This is a genomic window from Gemmatimonadota bacterium, assembly GCA_039715185.1.
Classification (GTDB): Bacteria; Gemmatimonadota; Gemmatimonadetes; order Longimicrobiales; family RSA9; genus DATHRK01.
Window position 1 is genome coordinate 52,802 of sequence record JBDLIA010000007.1, and the last position, 20,861, is coordinate 73,662.

Below are 20,861 nucleotides of genomic sequence, written 5' to 3' on the forward strand. Positions count from 1 at the left end.
CGTCCGTGTCGAGGGCTGACCGTAGGCGATGTGTGCGAATCTTGTGCAGTTCGGAGCAACCGGGCGGAGATCGTGTATGCGGGTCGATGAGCGCACAGCCTTCCTGGAACTGCGGCCATATCGCCGGCCGATCCACCTCGCTGTTCGACGTGGACCTCTACCGCCTGGACGAAGGCTTCTCCGGCCCCGTGCACCAGCACGGCCGGCCGGGCATCGCCTGGGGCGTCACGGGCGCCATGCAGGTCGTGGGCGCCGGCCGCACGGACGACATCTTCGCCGCCGCGCCGCTGTTCATCCCCGCCGACTACCCGCATCGCGAGCGCGTGCCGTTCGGGCTGGCGGTGTGCGTCCTGGCGCGGCCGCGTGGCCCGGCGTTCCCCGGCGGGTTCGAGAGTCGGGTGGGAGCGCTGCCGGCGGGCGCCGCTCTGCGCACCGGCAGGCGTCTGCTGCGCGAGCTGACCGAGGGCGATGACGTGAGCGACCTGGCGGTCGACGCGGCGCTGCTCGAGGCGCTCGCGGTGCTGGCCCGCCACGAGGCCCCGCGGGCGAGGAACGGCTCCCGGCTGGCTCCGTGGCTGGAGCGAGTGCGCGACCGCCTGCACGACGACTTCCGCGATCCGCCGGCGGCGGCGCGGCTGGCCGCCGACGCGGGCGTGAGCGCGTCGCACCTGTCGCGCGCGTTCCGCGACGCCTTCGGCTGCTCCATTCCGCGTTACCTGCGAGACCTGCGCGTGCGCCGCGCGGCGCTGCTTCTGGCGGAGACGCCCGACCCCGTCTCCGCGGTCGCGTTGGACGCCGGCTTCTACGACCAGAGCCACCTCACCCGCTCCTTCCGCGCCGCCCTCGGGGTCACGCCCTCCGCGTACCGGCGCATGTCGCGCGACTGATCCTCCCTTTGACACCTCCGGCTCCGGGCCGGAAGATTGACCCGACCCTCGCACGCGCGGGGTCGAGCCTTCGAACGGAGTCACAATGGGTCGACGCAAACGTGCCGCTGGCCTGCCGGTCATGCTCCGGCCGGTCCCCAAGGGCCGCCCGACCGACGAACACGCGCTGGCGGAAGTCCGTGCCGCGCTCGGCGATGCGCCGCGTCGGCGCGACCTCCTGATAGAGCACCTGCACGCGGTCCAGGACTCCATCGGCTACCTCACGCTGGACCACCTGAACGCGCTCGCCGAGGACATGCGACTGACCCCGGCGGAGGTGTACGAGGTCGCCACGTTCTACCACCACTTCGACATCGTGCGAGACGGCGATGCGCCGCCGCCGCCGCTGACCGTGCGCGTGTGCGACTCGATCGCGTGCGAGATGGCGGGGTCGAGCGAGCTGATCGCCGCGCTGCGCGACGGCCTTGGCGCCGGCGCGCGGGTCGTGTCCGCGCCGTGCATAGGACGGTGCGCCGGGGCGCCCGCGGCGCTGGTGGGAACCCGGTCGGTCGATCGCGCCTCGGTGGAGGCCGTCCACGCGCTGGTCGAGGCGGGCGACGTGGAGCCGGAGATAGCGCCGTACACGGACTACGCGGCCTACCGCTTCGCCGGCGGATACGAGATGCTGCGCGAGTGCGAGGAGGGCGCGCGGACCTTCGAGGACGTGAGCACCGCGATCCAGGAGTCGGGCCTGCGCGGGCTGGGGGGCGCGGGCTTCCCGTCGGCGCGCAAGTGGGACTTCGTGCGCTCCGAGCCCGCCCCGCGCTACGTCGCGCTGAACGCGGACGAGGGCGAGCCGGGCACCTTCAAGGACCGCCACTGCATGGAGACCGAGCCGCACCGCGTGCTGGAGGGCCTGCTGATCACGGCGTGGGCCGTGGACGCCGAGGCGGTGTGGATCTACCTGCGCGACGAGTACCCCGCCTGCCGCGACATCCTGACCCGCGAGCTGGACGCGCTGCGCGCCGACCCGCCGTGCGCGCTGCCGGAAATCCACCTGCGGCGCGGCGCCGGCGCCTACATCTGCGGCGAGGAGACGTCGCTGATCGAGTCGCTCGAGGGCAAGCGTGGCGAGCCTAGGCTGCGGCCCCCCTACCCGGCCCAAGTGGGCCTCTTCGGACGGCCCACGCTGGTGCACAACGTGGAGTCGGTCTACTGGATGCCGGAGATCCTGCGCCGCGGACCCGAGTGGTTCGCCGGCGAGGGGCGCCGGGGACGAAGCGGCGTGCGCTACTTCTCCGTAAGCGGGCGCGTGACCAACCCGGGCGTCTACCTGGCGCCCGCGGGCGTGTCGGTGCGCGAGCTGATCGACGAGTACGCGGGGGGCATGGCCGACGGACATGAGTTCTACGCGTACCTCCCCGGGGGCGCCTCGGGCGGCATCCTGCCCGCCTCCCTGGGCGATGAGCCGCTCGACTTCGACGTGCTCGCCGAGCACGGGGCGTTCATCGGCTCGGCGGCCATCGTGGTGCTGTCCGACGCCGACAGCGCGTCGGCCGCTGCGCTCAACCTGCTGCGCTTCTTCCGCCACGAGTCGTGCGGCAAGTGCACGCCCTGCCGGGCGGGCACGGACAAGGCGGTGGGGCTGATGGCGGGACCCGGGGCCGATTGGGACGCGGCGCTCCTCACCGAGCTCGCGGACGCCATGGCCGATGCCTCGATCTGCGGCCTCGGCCAGGCCGCCGCGAACCCCATCCAGTCGGTGCTGCGCTTCTTTCCGGGGGAGGTGGGCGGATGAGCGAGGTGCGCTTCACTCTGGACGGGCGCGAGGTGGACGCCGCCCCCGGCGAGACGATCCTCATGGCCGCGCGCCGCGCGGGCGCGCGCATCCCGCACCTGTGCTACGCGGACGGCATGCGACCGGACGGCAACTGCCGCGCGTGCGTCGTGGAGATCGACGGCGAGCGCGTGCTGGCGCCGTCCTGCTGCCGCGAGCCGGCCGAGGGCATGGCCGTGAGCGCCGAGAGCGAGCGCGCCCGGAAATCGCAGCGTATGGTGCTGGAGCTGCTCCTGGCCGACGCGCCCGCCGAGCGGTACAGGCACGACTCGGAGCTGGCGCTGTGGGCGGCCGAGCTGGGCGTTGGCGAGACGCGCTTCGGGGCACGGCGCCAGCCGGCGCCGGACCTTTCCCACCCGGCCATCGCGGTCCGCCTGGACGCCTGCATCCAGTGCACGCGCTGCGTGCGAGCGTGCCGCGAGGTGCAGGTCAACGACGTGATCGGCTTCGCGGGCCGCGGCGCGGACGCGCGCATCGTGTTCGACACGGAGCTGCCCATGGGCGAGTCTACGTGCGTGGCGTGCGGCGAGTGCGTGCAGGCGTGCCCCACCGGCGCGCTCTTGCCGGGAGGGCTGGACGCCGCCGACACGCCGCCGCTCGGCGCGGCCGAGGTGGGCAAATGGTACGGTCCGCATCGCGCCGAGCTGAGGCCGGGCGAGCCCGAGGGTGCTGCGCCATGATATCAGGACCCATACCGATGATCGGGTGCGCGAAATGAGCGACGAGAACGGCGGCGAGACCGCGACCTGGACGCGCGCGCCGCGGCGCGAGGCGGGCGGAGTCGCCGGCGCGGTGGCGGCGGGCGCCGGCCAGGCTGCGGCGCGCCTTACGACCCCTGGCCCCGGCCCGAAAGGTGATCCGGTGGTGGCCGACGGCGTGGAGGCGATCCCCTCGCTGTGTCCGTACTGCGGCGTGGGCTGCCAGCTCACCTACTACACGCGGGACGACCGGGTCCTGTACACGCTCGGGCGCTGGGGCCCCAGTAACCACGGCCGACTGTGCGTCAAGGGCCGCTTCGGCTTCGACTACGTGCGCAACGCGCAGCGCCTCACCACGCCGCTGATCCGCAAGGAAGGCGTCCCCAAGGACCCGACGAAGTTCGTCGACCCGCGCGACCCCGCGGAGGCTTTCCGCGAGGCCACCTGGGAAGAGGCGCTGGACTTCGCCGCGGAGGGCTTCAATCGCATCAAGGCGGAGCACGGCGGGGACGCGCTGGCGGGCTTCGGGTCGGCCAAGGGCAGCAACGAAGAGGCCTACCTGGTCCAGAAGCTCGTGCGCGCCGGCTTCGGCACAAACAACGTCGATCACTGCACGCGGCTGTGCCACGCGTCCTCGGTGGCAGCGCTCATGGAGCTGATCGGCTCCGGCGCGGTGTCCAACCCGGTCGCCGACGTCCAGTACGCGGACGCGTTCATCATCATCGGCGCCAACCCCGCGGTGAACCACCCGGTCGCCGCGACCTTCATGAAGAACGCCATCGAGGGTGGCGCCAAGCTGATCCTGTGCGACCCGCGCCGCACCGAGCTGTCGCGGCTGGCCGAGCACATGCTGCAGTTCAAACCGGGCACCGATGTCGCCCTCCTGAACGCCCTACTGCACGAAGTCGTCTTCGAGGGCCTGACCGACGACGCATTCATCGCCACTCGGACCGAGGGATTCGAGGCGCTGAAGGCCAGCCTGAAGCCGTATTCGCCCGAGGCGATGGCGGAGGTGTGCGGCATCCCGGCGGAGACCCTGCGCGCCGTTGCGCGGCTGTACGCCACGGCGAAGAACGCGATGATCTTCTGGGGGATGGGCATCTCGCAGCACACCCACGGCACGGACAACGCGCGCTGCCTGATCAACCTGGCGCTGACCACGGGACACATCGGCACACGCGGCAACGGGCTGCACCCGCTGCGCGGCCAGAACAACGTGCAGGGTGCATCGGACGTCGGGCTGATCCCCATGGTCTACCCCAACTACAAGGGCGTAACCGACCCGACTCACAAGGCGTTCTTCGAGGAACTCTGGGGCGCGGAGCTGGATGGCAGCGAGGGCCTCACCGTCGTGGAGATCATGCACGCCGCCAACCGCGGCGAGATCCGCGGCCTGTACGTGATGGGCGAGAACCCCGCCATGTCCGACCCCGATCTGGCCCACGCGCGCGCCGGCTTGTGCGCGCTCGAGCACCTCGTGGTGCAGGAGATCTTCCTGACCGAGACCGCCTCCTTCGCCGACGTTATCCTGCCGGCCACCGCTTTCGCCGAGAAGTCGGGGACGTTCACCAACACCGACCGGCGCGTGCAGCTCGGCAGGCAGGCGCTCGAGCCACCGGGTGACGCGCGCCAGGACCTGTGGATCATCCAGGAGTTGGCGCACCGGATCGGGTTGGACTGGAGCTACGGCGGCCCGGCGGACGTGTTCGAGGAGATCCGCGCGGCGATGCCTTCCTACGCGGGCATCACCTGGGAGCGACTGGAGCGCGAGAGCTCGGTGACCTACCCGTGCCCAGTCGTGGGCCACCCGGGCACCGAGGTGCTGTTCGAGGAGGCCTTCCCGACCGAGAGCGGCCTGGGCAAGCTGGCCGCCGTGGAGCTGACTCCGGTGGCCGAGCCGACGGACGACGAGTACCCGATGGTGCTGATCACCGGGCGCGTGCTGGAGCACTGGCACACGGGCGCGATGACGCGCCGCTCGAGGGTGCTGGACGCGCTGGAGCCCGCGCCCATGGTGCAGATACACCCGGCCGACCTGGAGCGGCTCGAGATCGCGGCGGGCGAGGCGGTGACGCTCGAAACCCGCCGCGGCTCGGTCACCGCGCTGGCGCGCAAGGACCGCCAGATGCCCGAAGGCGCGGTCTTCCTGCCGTTCTGCTACGTCGAGGCGGCGGCGAACCTCATGACCAACGACGAGCTCGACCCCGACGGCAAGATCCCGGAGTTCAAGCACTGCGCGGTGCGCGTGGGGCCGGCGGACGGAGCAGTCGAGCCGGCGGTGTTCGCGGCTTCGGGAGAAGGAGGGGCGGAGCCCGGCTAAGGCTCGCCGAACTTCGTCTCGATCTCGACTCCGCAGTCGCGCAGGAATCGCGTCGGCAGCTCCCCGCCGATGAACACGAATATCTGGTCGCCGGGGACCTGGATGACCTGGTCCTCGCGGTGCTCCAGGAGCACCTGCCCCGGGCGCACGGCCGTCGGGCGGGTGGACCAGAGCACCTCGAGCTGGTTGGCGTCCAGCGCCGCCGATATCCGGTCCCGATTGGCGGGCTTGATGCGTGAGAAGGCTTCGCCCCGGTAGGACACGCGCACCTCGTTGCCGGGCTGGCCGGACAGCGCCAGCGCCGCCTCCACCGCCGAATCGCCCCCTCCCACGACGAGGATCTTGTCGCCGCGGTATGCCTCGGGTTCCCGGAGCGAATACTGAACGTTCGCTGCGCCATCCTCGCCGGGGACGCCCAGCTTGCGGGGCACGCCGCGCCGGCCGATCGCGAGGATCACCCTCATGGTGGTGTAGGTGCCCTTGTCCGTCCGGACCGTCAGCAGCCCGTCTTCGGCGCGGGTGATCGCCTCCACCGTCTCACCGGTGTTGACCTCGAGCCCCGATCGGGCGACCACGCTCTCCCACAGCTCGATCAGCTCTTCCTTGGCCATCGATCCGGCCGAGACCTTGCCGAATTTCGGTATGTTCACGGGCGAGGTCATTACGAGCTTCTTGCGCGGATAATGCCTGACGGTGCCGCCGACGTCCTCCTTTTCCAGGGTCACGAAACTCAGGCCCTGGAGCATGCAGTAAAGGGAAGCGGACAGGCCCGCGGGGCCACAGCCAACGATCACGACGTCGAGCAGGTGGTCGGCCGGCTTCGCGCGGCGCTCGCCCGCGATACCCTCCACGCACTGCCTCCCCTGCTCGAACGCGTTCCTGATCAGCCCCATGCCTCCGAGCTCCCCGATCACGTATATGCCGGGCACGTTGGTCTCGAAGTTCTCCCGAATCCTGGGCAGGTCGACGCCGCGTTTCTCGGTGCCGAAGACGAGCGTGATCGCTTCGACGGGGCACACCCTCTCGCACAGCCCGTGGCCCACGCATTTGGCCGGCATAACGGGGCGCGCCTGTCCCGCCGCCATGCCGAGGACGTCCAGTTCGGGGCACGCGGCGATGCAATTGCCGACGCCGATGCACAGCGCGGGATCGATCACCGGGTGTAGCGAGGCGGGCTCGTGGAGTCCGTGCCGGAGCGCTTCCGCCTGGGCCTGCCTGGTCGCCGCCTCCTGCCTGCGGGTCTTCCACAGGAAGGGCACCATCACCGCCAGCGCCAGGGCGGTGCCGAGAACCAGGATCGTGAGGGTGTCGCCCGACGGCATCAGAACGACTTCGTCAGCCCGGCGTGAAGCCGGCCGCTGGTGAGCCCCGAGCCCCACTGCCCCGAGCCGCGCAGCCTGTAGCGGAATCCCAGCCCGGCGGGAACGTCCAGCCCGGCCTGCACCGTGTGGGTCGTGAACAGGCGATCGGGGCCGTACTCGGACCGGTAGAATCGATACGAGAGATTGGCGCGCATACGCCCGAAGGTGCCCGTCAGGCCCGGCGACAGGGTCACGGCCTCGTACTCGGACCCGGTCCGGTAGCTCGCGGCGGCGGTCACGCCCAGCGACCCGGAGCCGGGAACGAACAGGTACGTCGAGTACGAATAGCCGAGATCTTCTCGGTCCCGATCGCGGTTGACCGCGACGTCGCCCGAGACGATGGCGCGGCCGGCCCTTACGCGCAGGCCGCCGTTGAGCTGGTCCCTGGGATGGGAGATGGCGCTCACCGGGTCGAACAGCCGGTAGGGACGCTGGCGCGACACCCCCGCTCGCAGCTCGACCCGGCGGTCCACGTCCCCGCGCACGTTGAGCTGGAAGCGGGTGGCCTCCCAGCCCCCCGCCACCGGATCCTCATCGATCTGAAGCTCCTGATCTACGCGCACGCGTCCCACGCGCAGCCGCTGGGACAGCCCCGCGTAGGTGTGCGTCAGCAGGCCGTTGCGGGGATCGACGCGGTGCACCGAGACGTCCGCCGCGTAGCGGGTGCGACGGCCGTCGCTGCGGAAGTTCGCGAACGCCGTGGCCTTGGGGAGGTCCGCGGAGACGGTCTGGTTGGAGCGCTCCGGCTCGAGGCCCAGCAGTACGCCGAATCCCGCCTTCCTGCCGCCGGCTCTGATCAGCAGCCCGTCCCAATAGCCGCTGTAGCTCTCGTAGCGATTGTAGAAACGCCCGAGCTGAAAGCGCAGCGGCACGCTCCGCAGCGTCTTCTCGAAGCTGGCCTCGTATACGCGTACGCTGGTCGGGTTGATCTGCGTACCGGTGCTGGCGTAGCGATGCGAGACCTGCGTGCGGAGTCTGAGCGTCCAATCGAGCGGCTGCGTTACGGTGGTGTTCAGTCGCAGCGATGGCGTCGCGAACGTGCGGTCGATCACCTGACCATCTCCGCCACCGAAGCGGGTGGACGACTGCCGCACGGCGACGTCCAGCGAGAGACTGCCCCTGGTCACGGGGCCGCCGACGTCGGGTCGCCGGGCCGGGGCTGCCCGCAGCCTCTCCTCCACCCGCGCGCCGGCCGCCGGGTCATCTGCCCCCGGCTCACGCGCCGACGCCGTGCCGCGGGGCGTGACGAACAAGACCTGCCCCCGCGTGATGGCGAACGGCTCCTCGGCGAACGTCAGAACCGACCGCGTGGCCGTGCTGCGCAGCACGACCAAGACGCCCAGCCTCTCGCCGACGCTGTCCCGGGCCACCCAGACCGTGTCGCCGGTCAGGATGCCGCCGTCCCGTCCGACGGTCAGGTAGAGCGTGGCGCCGGCCACCTGATCGACGACGGCGCGAACCGGCGGAGCCTGCGCGTCCGGCTCCTGCGCCTGCGCGGGACCCACGGCCCCGATGATCATGACGATTCCGAGCAGCGGCTGGCGGCGCATGGCTAGGTCAGCCCCTGCGGGTGACACTCGAGGCAAGCGGCGCTGTCGTAGGTGTAGCCGCCTTCGTTCTCGTGCTGAGCATCGGTGTCCGGCTGGTTGTGCTTGTGGCACGTGAAGCACGTGAAGACGGAGAAGTCACTCGGCGCCGTGTGGCAGTCCTCGCACGTCTGCCACTGAGGCTGATGCTTGCCCGAGAAGATCGGGAAGAACCGGGCGTCGTGGTCGAAGCTGGCGCCGCCCCAGGTGTCGACCGTGTGGCAGTCCAGGCACGCCGTGGCGAAACCGGATCCGGTGTGCCGCGCGTCGTAGTCGTCCTGGTGGCACGCCACGCAGTCGTCCTGCGCGGCGGGCGAGGGGAACAGCAGCGCGTTGTCCACCGGGCCGTGGCAGCTCTCGCAAGACAGCGCGGTGTGGGCGCCGACCAGGTCGAAGCCGGCTTCACGGTGGTCGAACTCGGCGTCCCAGTCGGACTGCCTGTGGCAGTCCAGACAGGTGGTCGGGAAGGCGTCGCCCGCGTGCTCCTTGTCATAGTCGCTCTGGTGGCACGCGATGCAGTCGTTCTGATCCGCCGGCGCAAAGCGAAGCCCGGGGCCGGGCCGGAGGTGGCAGCTCTCGCACGCCAGGCGGCCGTGGGCCTCCACGAGCTCGTAGCCGTTCGCCGCGCTGGGATGATCGAACGCGGGTGCCTCGCGCCAGGCGACCAGGGAGTGGCAATCGGTGCACTGGGTGGAGAAGCCGCCGGCCTGGTGGTCGACGAATGTCGCGCGGTCGTAGTCCTCCTGGTGGCACGCAGTGCACTCCAGGTCGAGCGGGCCGAACGCGCCGCCCACGTCGTCCACGTGGCAGCTCTCACAGGTGATGACCCGGTGGGCACCGGTGAGCGGAAACATCGTGCGCGCGTGCGGCTCGCCGCCTACCACCTCCGCGAAGGACGTCGTGCTGTGGCACGAGGTACAGTCGGGCCCCAGGCTGGCCCGGTGCACATCGACGTGGCACGTGGCGCACTCGGCGCCGGCCAGCTTGGGCTCGGCGAAGCGCAGCGCTATGTGGCAGCGCGCGCACTCCACGTCCGCATGCGAGCCCGTTATCGGAAAGATCGTCTGGTCGTCGTGGTCGAAGTCGGGATCGGACCGAGCCGGAGTCCAGGCGTCGGAGGTGTGGCAGGCCGAGCAGTCAGCGTCTCCCGCGAACTCGCCGTGCGGGTTCACGTCCGCTTGCTGGCCCAGGGCGCCGCGGGCCGAGCCGGCCAGCAACAGCAAGGCGATCGCGGCTAGCTCGTGCAGCCGTACCGAACTCGGGAGCGGGCTCATTCGGTCCCTCCGTGGCAGCTTCTGCAACTCGTGTCGATCGGCTTGTAGCGCACGAACCGTCGCCCGTCCGCTTGCTCCTCGGCGACGTGGCACGAGGAGCACGCGACGCCGCGGTGCGCGCCGTCCAGCGGGTAGGCGGTCAGGTCGTGGTCGAAGCCCGGAATGCGAAACGACTCGGTGCCGTGACAGTCCTCGCAGATCCCCGGCGCGAACTGATCCCGATGCGGGTCGTCCTCCGCGTGACACCCCGCGCAGCTCTGGTCGCTTATCTCCAGCCGCAGCCCGCCGGTCGGGTCGGCGTTGGCGTGGCAGGATTCGCACGGCGCAGCGAGGTGAGCCCCCTCCAGCTCGAAGTCCGCCTCGTCGTTGTGGCGGAACAGGTCATAGCTGGACGGGTGCCAGGCGCTCTCGGAGTGGCAGCCGGCGCACGCTCCGCCGGTGGGCGACGCCGCGAAAGCACCCTCGTGGTAGTCCACATGACAGGCTGTGCAGTCGTCGGCGGCGGGAGCGGGATACGCCTTGCCCAGGTCGGCCTGCCGGAAGCTCAGGTCGATCCCTTCCCGCCGGCTCGCGGCCGGGTCGTGGCAGCCCGCGCACCCCACCGAAGCGTGCGCACCGTTCAGGACGTAGTCGACCGACGTGTGGTCGAAGGCGTCTTCGAACGCGCCGGCGTCGATGCCCCAGCCGGCGGTGCCGTGGCACGAAGTGCAGGTAGCGCCCATCCGGCCCCGGTGCTCGTCTTCGTGGCAGTTGGTGCAGCGCGCGAACCGCAGGGGCCGGTAGCGCACGACCTCCGGGCTCTTGCTCCGGTCGCTGGGGTGGCACTCGGCGCAACCGACCTGCCGGTGCAAGCCCCTGAGCGGGTAGCGCGTCCTATCGTGGTCGAACCCGGGAGCCGGCGACCATTCGACCTGGCCGTGACAGTCCGTACACTCCGCCTGTTTGAACTGGCCCCCGTGAGGGTCGTCCCGCCGGTGACACGCCACGCACCTCGTGCCGAGCCCCAGGAAGGTGCTACGCAGGACACCGTTTCTGGCCTTGAACAGCCTGGTGTCGGCGTCGGCGATCAGGTTCGGCGCGTGGCAGTCACGGCACCCCGCATCCGCGTGCGCGCCCTCGAATTCGTAACCGGCGTCGGCGTGGTCGAAGCCCAGGCTGTCGAAGCGTACCATGTCCAAGTCGCGGCCCCCGTGCTCTTTGTGGCAGCGGGCACACGACCCCTCCAGCGTGGCGTGCAGCCCACGTCCTTCATCGATCAACTCCGCGAGCGGCGCGTGACAGGCGAGACAGAGACCGTTCTGAGTCCCCCGCTTGCGCAGCTCGTGGCAGCTCGTGCAGTTGCGCGCCCCTTCCTCGCTGGCGTGCGCGGACGTCAGCTTGCCCGGCGAGATGAACTGAGCGCTCGCCGGGCGGGGCGAGGCCAGGAGGGTCATGCCGATCACCAGGAGGCCCAGGTAGGCAGCATGGTGGTGCCTCATCGATCCCCGCCGAGGCGACGCAGGGCGTCCTCCGCGCGGGCGGCGAGCCGCGCATCGTCGGTCTCCTCCCGCACCCGATTCCACCAGCGCGCCGCGTCGCCCGGCCGGCCACGGTTCGCCTCGATCGCGCCGAGGTTGTACATGGCGGACGCGTCCCCGGGCCGTTCGATGAGCAGGTTCTTCAGCGCGGCCGCGGCCTCGGCCCAGTTGCCGAGGGAGCCGAGAGCCTTGGCCAGGTCGAAGTGCGCCTGGCGGTCTCCCGGATTGCGCCTCAGGTACTCGCGGTAGTGCTCGACGGACGCGGCGAGCTGGTGTCCGTCGTCAAGTTGACGAGCGAGGGCCAGGCGCGCGCCGTCGTCTTCGGGACGGTCGCCGAGGAGGCGCGTCAACGAATCGACGCGCACCCAGTACTCGTGCGCAACGGGGCCCGGCTCCCCCGCCGGCGCGCTCTGGCCGAGAGGCACGCCCCCCGCCGTCGAGCTCTCCCTGGCGGACTCCCGGAGACCCCACGCGAGCCCGACTCCGAGCAGGACCACCACGCCGCCGCCGAGCACGGTGCCCTCTCCCAGCGCCCGCAGCCGGTTCAGAAGATCCATGTGTAGCCGAACATCACCGCGACGGTGACGTGGACGGCGAGGATGGCGAACATCAGAATGGCCAGGGGCAAGTGAAACGCGTGCCAGTATCCGAACAGGCGCTGAAAGGGCTCCATCAGGCCGATCTGAAGCTCCAGGCGCGCCTCCCGGTGTACCATCTCCGTGGCGAGCCGGACGGACCGCTCCCCCGCCGAGTGCGCGCCGAGCAGCCGCTTCACCCGCCTCGCCCGCCTCCGCTTGCCCAGGTCGTGCGTGAGGGCCGCGCCGAGCGCCCGCGCGAATCCCACGGAACGCGCCGCGGACCTGCCCAGCAGCTCCCGCACGGCGCCCGGCTCGAGGCCCGTTGCCTCGCGGATCTCGGCCAGCAACGCGTCGCGTTGCTCGTCCAGCGCGCGGAGATCCAGGAAGCGGCCTTCCACCGTCTTGGGAATGCGCGCGTAGACGTATCGCCCGAACAGCCCGCTCAGGACGACGGCGACCATGCTCCAGAGGGCGATCGAGACGATGCCGCCGAACTTGAAGGTGGTGTGCAGGACGACCAGGAACGGACCGAGGGTGCAAAGGAAGATGTGGAAGTCGAGCCACGCGGCGAGCGATCCGAGCCTGCGCATCCAGCGGAAGCGCTTGCGCGCCCCGTACAGGATCACGCCGCCGATCATCATGAGGCTGCCGACCACGCCCAGGCCCTGCCCGACGAGTCCGGCCGGGCCCCAGGTCTCGTGGAGGGACGAGTAGATCCGGTCGCCGAACGGCAGGCGGTAGTAGGCCAGGCCCGTCACGACCAGGGGAACCGCCGTCGCCAGCCACGCTGCTGTCAGGAACAGCCGGAGCTTTCCCCGTCGCATTAGCTTTCGACCGCGCTACGTGACGCTGTCCTGCGGCCGCGAGCCTGGCGGGTGGGACTCGCGGCCCAGCGTATCGTTCCGAGACAGTCCCGGAAAACTTGTTGCGAATCGCGACAGCGGTTCGCCGCCGTGCGGCGAGCGGCGTGTTACTTCTTCTGGACCCTGAAGTTCAGCGTGCCGTCGTAGTTGACCAGGACGAGCGAGACCGTCCACGTACCGCTCGACCCGGCCGCGGTATCCTCGTTCTTGCTGGCCTCGAGGGCAGCGTCGTAGACCTTGGCGCCGCTTGCGTCCTTCACGATCACGCGCGCCGAACCGGCGCTGAGCGTCGTGGAATGGTCCACGCTGGCTGACGTTCCGGTGTTTTCCCAGGAATAGTCCAACGTGGCCGTTACGTCCTGGACGTTGCTCGCCTGTAGCTGAAAATTGTCCGTCGCGTTGCTGATCTGCGGCTCGAAATCCGCGAGCGGATCGATCGGGTCGTCTCCGCACGCAGAGAGCAGCAGCGCCCCCAGCATTACACCCGTGTGTAGCCTCATCTTCCCATCTCCTTTGCTGGTATGTGCCTCCTCTTCTCTCAAGAACCATTCCAGATAGGCACACCGAGGGGGGCTGTGGGGAGTCTCACTACGTGTCCCTGGGCGCGGGCGAGCGCCGAGCCGGCGGAGTAATTAAGATGGCCCCCGCGCAACCCATCGGTCCGGACGGCAAAGGCGGAGAACCTTCATGAGCGACCCCACCGAGTACAGCGACGATCGTAGCCACGCGGACGCCGGCGGATTCAGCCGCAGACGCTTCGTCGCTTACGGGGCCGCCGCGGGGGCGTTGGCCTGGAGCGGCGCCGGGTGCACGGTCGAGCCCGCGACCCGGAACGGCGCAGGGGAGGACGGCGCCACGGCGCCCGCCGGACCCGAGCGCTTTCCGGTCGATGCGTTCGAGCTGGACGAGGTGGGGATCGCGGACCTGCGGGCGGGCATGGAGTCGGGCCGCTGGACGGCGCAGGATCTGACCCGCCTCTACCTGGAGCGGATCGACGCCATCGACCGTAACGGGCCAACGCTACGCGCGGTGCTCGAAACCAACCCGGACGCGCTCCAGATCGCCGCCGAGCTGGACGAGGAGAGGCGCAACGGCCAGGTGCGCGGCCCGCTGCACGGCGTGCCCATCATCGTCAAGGACAACGTCGCCACGGCGGACGGTATGACCACCACCGCCGGGGCGCTCGCTCTGGAGGGCACGGTGAGCCCGCGCGACTCGGCCGTCGCCGCCCGGCTACGCGAGGCGGGCGCCATCATCCTCGCCAAGGCGAACCTGAGCGAGTGGGCGAACTTCCGCTCGACGCGCTCCTCCAGCGGCTGGAGCGGGCGCGGCGGGCAGTGCAGGAACCCCTACGTCCTGGACCGCAACCCGTGCGGGTCGTCGTCCGGCTCGGGCGCGTCGGCGTCGGCGTCGCTGTGCGCCGCGGCCATCGGCACCGAGACCAACGGCTCGATCGTGTGCCCGTCGTCCGCCAACGGGCTGGTGGGGATCAAGCCCACGGTGGGGCTGGTGAGCCGCAGCCTGATCGTGCCGATCGCGGACGCGCAGGACACCGCCGGCCCCATGGCGCGCACGGTGCGCGACGCGGCGTTCGTGCTCGGCGCGCTGACCGGCGTCGACCCCGAGGACGGCAAGACCGCGGCGAGCGAGGGCAACTCGCACGCCGACTACGCGCAGTTCCTGGACGCCGACGGCCTCCGCGGCGCGCGCATCGGCATCGTGCGTGATTACTTCGGCGATCACGAGAAGGTGGACGCGCTCATGGAGGACGCGATCCAGGCCATGCGGGCGGCCGGCGCCGTGATCGTGGACCCGGTGGAGATCCCGAATCGCCGGGAGATCAATCGGCCCTCCTTCCAGGTGCTGCTCTACGAGTTCAAGGCCGGGGTCGACACCTACCTGGCGGCCATGGGGGACGCGGCGCCGGTGAGGACGCTCGCCGACGTGATCGCGTACAACGAGGCCAACGCCGAAACCTCCATGCCGTACTTCGGCCAGGAGCTGCTGGTCCAGGCGCAGGAGAAGGGCGGCCTGAACAGCCAGGAGTACCTGGAGTCGCTGGAGACGGCGCAACGGCTGTCGCGCGAAGAGGGCCTGGACGTGGTAATCGGTGAACAGAGGCTGGACGCGCTCATCGGCCCAACCGGAGGACCCGCGTGGACCACCGACCTGGTCAACGGGGACAACTTTTCGATCAGCTCGTCGAGCCCCGCCGCCATCTCCGGCTACCCCAACGTCACGTTGCCCGCCGGCCAGGTGCACGGGCTGCCGGTGGGCATCTCTTTTTTCGGCGCGCCCTGGAGCGAGCCGAAGCTGCTGCGCATCGCCTACGCGTTCGAGCAGGCGACGAACCATCGCGCCAAGCCGGAGTTCATCCGGTCGCTTTGAGACCCCGATCCTCGTCGCAGACGACACCGAAACTCAGGAGACTGCCCATGAGCGGAACGCCCGACTTCACCCCTGGCCGCGGCCGGGTCTACGAGAACATCGCCCAGACGATCGGGGACACCCCGCTGGTGCGCGCGCCCAAGCTCAGCGCGGAGAACGGCGCGCGCGCCGACGTCCTCCTCAAGCTCGAGTTCTTCAACCCGATCGCGAGCGTCAAGGACCGCATCGGCGTAGCGATGATAGAGGCCATGGAGGCGGACGGCCGGCTCGAGGAGGGCTCCGTCGTGGTGGAGCCCACGTCGGGCAACACGGGCATCGCGCTGGCGTTCGTGTGCGCCGCCAAGGGATATCGGTGCGTCCTCACGATGCCCGAGACGATGTCCATCGAGCGCCGCAAGATGCTCGCGCTCATGGGCGCCGAGGTGTTCCTCACGCCAAAGGAGGAGGGCATCAACGGCGCGCTGAGCAAGGCCGACGAGCTGACCGAGTCGATCCCAGGCGCCGTGCAGCCGATGCAGTTCGACAACCCCGCCAACCCGGACATCCACAGGCGCACCACCGCCGAGGAGATCTGGAACGACACGGGCGGCAACGTGGACGTCCTCATCTCGGGGGTGGGCACCGGCGGCACGCTCACCGGCTGCTCGGACGTGCTCAAGGCCAGGAACCCGGACATGAAGACCGTCGCGGTAGAGCCCGCCACGTCCCCGATCCTGTCGGGCGGCGAGCCGGGCCCCGGCAACATGATCCAGGGCATCGGCGCGGGCTTCGTGCCCGGCGTGCTCGACACCGACCTGATCGACGAGGTCGAGGTCGTGGGCAACGAGGAGGCCATCGACATGGCGCGCCGCGTGGCCCGGATCGAGGGCATCCCCATGGGCATCTCGGGAGGCGCGGCGCTGGTGGCTGCGTACCGTCAGGCCGCGGGGCCCGAGCTGGACGGCAAGACCGTCGTCGCGATCATCCCGTCCTTCGCCGAGCGGTACATCAGCACGGTGCTGTTCGAGGGGGTGTAGCGGGCGGGCGGGCGCTCCCGGGCCGGGACCAAGCCCGGCAGCCCGGGAGCGCACGCTCTGCCGCCGGCCCGATCACGACGGCACCGTGTGCGGCCCGGCAAAAAAATCTTCCCTGGGCCCGTACTTCTCCCTAATCTGATAGTAGCTCGACCCACCGGGCGCTTCTAGCCCGCCGCTTGCGTTCCGACGCGGGAATGCCGCTCGGGCCACCGACCCGCCACAGCCCCGGTCCGCTCCCTCGAGAATGGGAGGCCCCATGTCGCCGCAGCGCTACGTTCCCATCCTGGCGTGTCTGATCCTGGCGGGCTGCGGAGACGACATCGTCGGCCCCGTTGACCAGGAGGGCCCACCCGTACAGATCGATCCAAGTGATGTCGACCTGTACGAGGGCAGCATAGGCCTCGTCCTGGATGTCCGGCCGATCTTCAGGAAGGGATACCTCCCGACCCAGGCAGAGCTCGCCTTCCCCGACCACCCGGCCTTCGACACCACGCTCGAAATCGATCCGCTCACGAACGTGGCCATCCTGATCATCCAGAACGACTCGCTCACCGAGAACCAGAGAACGGCTTTCGAGAGAGAGATCGCGGCTGACATAGCGATAGTGGACTCGTCCGGGACCGTGCTGGCCAGCCTATCGGGGGAACCCGTCCGTTTGGACGACTCGAACCTTCCCTTCTTGATTAAAAACGATACCCTCCCGCCCATTCCACCACCGTTCGTACTGACGCAGGGGGTCCCATACCTGCTGATCCCGGATGGCTTTGACGGGCTGCTTACGGTCGGTGAGCCCGGCCCCCTCGATCTGGTAGTCCGGGCCTTCACCACCGAGCCGTTCGTACAGGATACGGTAGTGCAGGCCTTCCACTTTTCGATCATCGGAGATGACACCTACTCGGTGCGGAATCTCGCTACCCCGAGCGAATCGGCTGGGTGCGTTCGCGCGCCGCTTTTCGCCCGGGCACGACTCGTCTTCGATGGCAGATTCGACGATGATTCGGCCTGCGAGAACTCGATAGCGCGCGCCGAGTTGGTGGCCGAGTCGGAACCAGGGGGCTGGGTTCGGCTGAGGCGGGCCGGCACGAATCTGTACGCGGTGTATGAGCCTCCCGGCCTGCTGCTGGACGGCAGGGTGTTTCTCGATGCCTCCCGGGGCACCGCTACCCGATTCAGGTTTGTTTCGGGGGCGTTGGCTTGGGACATCACGGATCGCGGCACGTCGTTCAATCAGCCCGTAATACCTCCGGAGCGCCTCGACTTCGCGTTTCAGGCCACGCTCACGAACTGCTCGGCTGCGACGTTGACGGAGACGATCGGGACGGAGCTGACCCGGACCAGACGGACGACCTTCGCGACCTCCGAGAGCCTGCAGATCTTCGCCGGATTCGAGATCGGCAGCACCCTCACGGTGGGAGCGTCCACCACGGTTCCCGTCCCCCCGCTCCTCGTGGATGTGTCAGCCGAAGTGAGCACGAGTTGGAAACTCAGCACGTCGCTGACATTTCAGACTGGAAACACCTTCGAGGAAACCGAGGAGGTGCAGAACCGGGTGTCGCGCTCGAGGGAGTTAGTCGTACCGCCGTTTTCCGCGCTCGTGGCCACGGATATCGTCAGGACGGTAGAAAACGTGGTGACCCCCTTCACCCAGACGCTGCGAATCCGGGCGCGCAATCGAGAAACCCTGAGGTCGTTGTCGGGCCCGGAGATCCGTACCCAGATAGAGTCTGGCTTCTTCGACGGAGTGGTCACGAGGGTCGGCGGCGATTTCATCGAAGTCACCGTAAGAGGTGAAGTGCTCACGGATCAGTTCATCCAGGCTCAGACGACGGTGTTCGAGGTGCCCGGCGCGTGCGGCTGATCGATCGTTCAGCGTGATCTCCATCCGGTAGCGAAGGCCGGGGTCGGCCACGGCCGGCCCCGGCCTTTCGGCACTCGCGTAGTAATCCCCCCCACACGATGCGGGGGATTCGCGCCTTGTAGGAGGCCCGTATGGGCGAGCAGGTTTCGGCTGAACTCACCCGAGCAGCCGAGAAAACATGCTCTCTCAGTCCGGCGCCTACGCCCTCCGGGCGGTCCTGCTGCTTGCAGACGGCCCTGAGGACGGACCACCCGTCCCGGTGGACCGCATAGCGGCCAGGCTGGGCGCCCCGCGCAACTACCTGTCCAAGGTCCTGCACGTGCTCGCGGGCACGGGGGTGGTCTCTTCCAAGCGCGGCCCCGGGGGAGGATTCGTGCTGTCGGTTGCACCCTCGGAGCTCCAGGTCGCGCGCGTGATCGCCCCGTTCGAGTCGGTCGAGGGCCAGGCGCTCTGTCTGCTCGGCCGAGGCGGGTGCAGCGACGAGACGCCGTGCGCAGCGCACGCCGCCTGGAGCCCGGTCGCCGGCGAGGTCCGCCGGTTCTTCGAGCTGACCACCGTGGCCGACCTCCTGGAGGTGTCGGGGGCGGCCGCGCTGTAGTGTGATTCCCCACGCCGCGTCGGCCCGAACCCTACCCAACTTCCGCGCTTTCCCCACAGCACTTACAATCTCGGGAGATAAAGTTCACATCGATATGATGAATTCTCTTTCGACGCGCGTGAGGCCTGGAACCAAGGGCCAAACGACGCCGATCCGGGAGGACAGTCCATGCGTTTGACGGCAGTGACAATCGCCACGCTGACGGGGTTTCTTGTTGCGTGCGGGGGCGCCTCTGACGCGCCGGCCGGCGGAGCCGATCAGGCCGACGTCGAAGCCGCCCCCACGGCAGAAGCGCCCGCGCCCACGGGCGAGATCATCGAGATCCAGATGATCACCGACGAAAAGGGCAACTACTTCGAGCCGGCGAACATCGAGGCGCGCCGCGGCGACACGCTGCGCTTCGTGCTCGTCTCGGGCGTGCACAACGCGGCGTTCCCGGATTCGACGAACCTCGGCAAGCCGAACATGCCGGGATCGGGGCCCATGCTACAGTTGCCGGGCCAGACCTGGGACTTCCTCGTCGAGTTTCCGCCCGGCGAATACAACTTCCAGTGCGACCCACACGCGCTGTTGGGGATGGTGGGTGTCTTGCAAGTGAACGACAACTGATGGAGGCCACGATGAAGAACCTGAGGCTCCTCGGGGCCGCCGTCGCGGCGGCCCTGGCCGTCTCCGCCTGCGGAGAGCGCGCCCCGAGCATTCCCGGCCAGCAGACGCTGGCGACCGCCGACGTCCAGGCCGCCGCGCTGCGGACGTTCATCAAGCCCGGCGACCTGGACGAGTACTACCTGTTCTACTCCGGCGGACACTCCGGCCAGGTTTTCGTGGCCGGCGTCCCGTCCATGCGCCACATCGCGACGATCCCGGTCTTCACGCCGTATCCCGGCACGGGCTACGGCTTCGACGAGGACAGCAAGGCGATGCTTGGCGACTTCACCTGGGGCGACGTCCACCACCCCGCGATGTCCAAGACCGACGGGGACTACGACGGGCGCTGGCTGTTCGTCAACGACAACGCCAACAACCGCGTCGCGCGCATCGACATGCGCGACTTCAAGACCAAGCAGATCCTGGGGCCGATTCCCAACACCATGGGCAACCACGGCTCGTCGATGGTCACCAACGACACCGAGTACGCTCTGGTGGCGACGCGCTTCAGCGTGCCGGTTCCCAACCGCTTCGTGCCGGTCGCCGACTACGCGACCGACTTCAAGGGCGCGGTCACGGGAATCCGCATCGACCCGGACGACGGTACCATGAGCGTGGGCTGGCAGATCATCACGCCGCCGTTCAACTGGGACCTGGGCGCGACCGGCAAGGGCCCGTCCGACGGCTGGGCGTTCTGGTCCTCGTACAACTCGGAGCGCGCCACCGGCAAACTCGAGATCACCGCATCGCAGAAGGACCGCGACTACATGGCGATCGTCGACTGGCGTCTCGCGGAGCAACTCACCGAGCAGGGACGCGGCACCGACATCGAGGGCATCCCGGTGTTGGACCCGGCGGACAACCCTGGCGTCATGTACCTGGTGCCCTGCGCCAAGAGCCCGCACGGCGCCGACGTGGACCCCAGCGGCGAGTACGTCATCTGCTCGGGCAAGCTGTCGCCGACTGTGACCGTGTACTCTTGGGAGCTGCTCAAGCGCGCCATCGACGACCAGGACTTCACCGGTGAAGAGGACGGCATACCGGTCCTCAACTACGACAACACGGTCGTGATGGAGGTCCCGATCGGCCTCGGGCCGCTGCACACGCAGTTCGACGGGCGCGGCAACGCGTACACGTCGCTGTTCGTGGAGTCGTCGGTGGCCAAGTGGAAGCTGCCGCCCTACGAGGAGGGCATCGACCCCGAGTCGATCATCCTCGGCAAGATCCCGGCGCACTTCAACATCGGCCACCTGGTCACGAGCCACGGCGACACACGCAACCCGCGTGGCGACTACCTGATCGCCATGAACAAGCTCTCCAAGGGCCGGCACCTGAGCGTGGGTCCGTCCATCCCCGAGAGCTCGCAGCTGATCGACATCGGCGGCGAGACGATGGGCATGCTGTACGAGTCCTTCACCGAGCCCGAGCCACACTTCGCGCAGTTGGTGCACGC

General features: G+C 69.4%; 15 protein-coding genes and 2 pseudogenes. 10 read left to right on the forward strand and 7 right to left on the reverse strand.

Features of this window, described 5'->3' with window-relative positions; all coding sequences use genetic code 11:
* Window positions 1–86: 86 nt before the first annotated feature.
* The 4 genes and pseudogenes from ABFS34_02650 to fdhF all read left to right on the forward strand — a co-directional run bounded on the left by ABFS34_02650 (window position 87) and on the right by fdhF (window position 5,721).
* A complete protein-coding gene (locus tag ABFS34_02650) occupies window positions 87–887 on the forward strand; it encodes an AraC family transcriptional regulator (GenBank protein MEN8374330.1) in 801 nt (266 codons plus the stop codon).
* A gap of 85 nt (window positions 888–972) precedes the next feature.
* On the forward strand, window positions 973–2,664 hold the full coding sequence (locus tag ABFS34_02655) for an NAD(P)H-dependent oxidoreductase subunit E (GenBank protein ID MEN8374331.1): 1,692 nt from the start codon (window positions 973–975) through the stop codon (window positions 2,662–2,664).
* Window positions 2,661–3,269, forward strand: a pseudogene (locus ABFS34_02660) (2Fe-2S iron-sulfur cluster-binding protein). The gene ABFS34_02655 and the pseudogene ABFS34_02660 overlap by 4 nt, the downstream one beginning before the upstream one ends.
* A 316-nt stretch (window positions 3,270–3,585) precedes the next feature.
* Window positions 3,586–5,721 (forward strand): annotated as a pseudogene (gene fdhF, locus ABFS34_02665) (formate dehydrogenase subunit alpha).
* Here fdhF and ABFS34_02670 read toward each other — a convergent pair.
* From ABFS34_02670 to ABFS34_02700, 7 genes are all read right to left on the reverse strand, one after another.
* On the reverse strand, window positions 5,718–7,043 hold the full coding sequence (locus tag ABFS34_02670) for an NAD(P)-binding domain-containing protein (protein MEN8374332.1): 1,326 nt from the start codon (window positions 7,041–7,043) through the stop codon (window positions 5,718–5,720). The pseudogene fdhF and the gene ABFS34_02670 overlap by 4 nt on opposite strands.
* Window positions 7,043–8,632, reverse strand: a complete 1,590-nt coding sequence (locus ABFS34_02675) for a hypothetical protein (GenBank protein MEN8374333.1) — start codon at window positions 8,630–8,632, stop codon at window positions 7,043–7,045. Before ABFS34_02675 ends, ABFS34_02670 begins: the two co-directional genes overlap by 1 nt.
* A gap of 2 nt (window positions 8,633–8,634) precedes the next feature.
* The gene (locus tag ABFS34_02680; GenBank protein ID MEN8374334.1) at window positions 8,635–9,942 is read right to left on the reverse strand and encodes a hypothetical protein; all 1,308 of its coding nucleotides are present in this window, start codon (window positions 9,940–9,942) and stop codon (window positions 8,635–8,637) included.
* A complete protein-coding gene (locus tag ABFS34_02685) occupies window positions 9,939–11,420 on the reverse strand; it encodes a hypothetical protein (protein MEN8374335.1) in 1,482 nt (493 codons plus the stop codon). Before ABFS34_02685 ends, ABFS34_02680 begins: the two co-directional genes overlap by 4 nt.
* Window positions 11,417–12,016 (reverse strand): tetratricopeptide repeat protein, encoded by a 600-nt coding sequence (locus ABFS34_02690; GenBank protein MEN8374336.1) that lies wholly within the window; start codon window positions 12,014–12,016, stop codon window positions 11,417–11,419. Before ABFS34_02690 ends, ABFS34_02685 begins: the two co-directional genes overlap by 4 nt.
* A complete protein-coding gene (locus tag ABFS34_02695) occupies window positions 12,004–12,861 on the reverse strand; it encodes a hypothetical protein (protein ID MEN8374337.1) in 858 nt (285 codons plus the stop codon). Before ABFS34_02695 ends, ABFS34_02690 begins: the two co-directional genes overlap by 13 nt.
* 146 nt (window positions 12,862–13,007) lie before the next feature.
* On the reverse strand, window positions 13,008–13,400 hold the full coding sequence (locus tag ABFS34_02700; GenBank protein ID MEN8374338.1) for a hypothetical protein: 393 nt from the start codon (window positions 13,398–13,400) through the stop codon (window positions 13,008–13,010).
* Window positions 13,401–13,587: 187 nt separating this feature from the next.
* On the opposite strand from ABFS34_02700, the gene ABFS34_02705 reads away from it, so the two are divergent.
* The 6 genes from ABFS34_02705 to nosZ all read left to right on the forward strand — a co-directional run.
* Window positions 13,588–15,288, forward strand: a complete 1,701-nt coding sequence (locus ABFS34_02705) for an amidase (GenBank protein ID MEN8374339.1) — start codon at window positions 13,588–13,590, stop codon at window positions 15,286–15,288.
* Between the two features lie 47 nt (window positions 15,289–15,335).
* The gene (gene cysK, locus ABFS34_02710; protein ID MEN8374340.1) at window positions 15,336–16,304 is read left to right on the forward strand and encodes a cysteine synthase A; all 969 of its coding nucleotides are present in this window, start codon (window positions 15,336–15,338) and stop codon (window positions 16,302–16,304) included.
* Between the two features lie 256 nt (window positions 16,305–16,560).
* A complete protein-coding gene (locus tag ABFS34_02715) occupies window positions 16,561–18,162 on the forward strand; it encodes a hypothetical protein (GenBank protein ID MEN8374341.1) in 1,602 nt (533 codons plus the stop codon).
* A 178-nt stretch (window positions 18,163–18,340) separates the two neighbouring features.
* On the forward strand, window positions 18,341–18,760 hold the full coding sequence (locus ABFS34_02720) for an Rrf2 family transcriptional regulator (GenBank protein ID MEN8374342.1): 420 nt from the start codon (window positions 18,341–18,343) through the stop codon (window positions 18,758–18,760).
* 168 nt (window positions 18,761–18,928) lie between these two features.
* Window positions 18,929–19,369 (forward strand): plastocyanin/azurin family copper-binding protein, encoded by a 441-nt coding sequence (locus ABFS34_02725; protein ID MEN8374343.1) that lies wholly within the window; start codon window positions 18,929–18,931, stop codon window positions 19,367–19,369.
* Window positions 19,370–19,380: 11 nt separating this feature from the next.
* A partial coding sequence (nosZ, locus tag ABFS34_02730; protein ID MEN8374344.1) for a Sec-dependent nitrous-oxide reductase occupies window positions 19,381–20,861 on the forward strand: 1,481 nt, incomplete at its 3' end.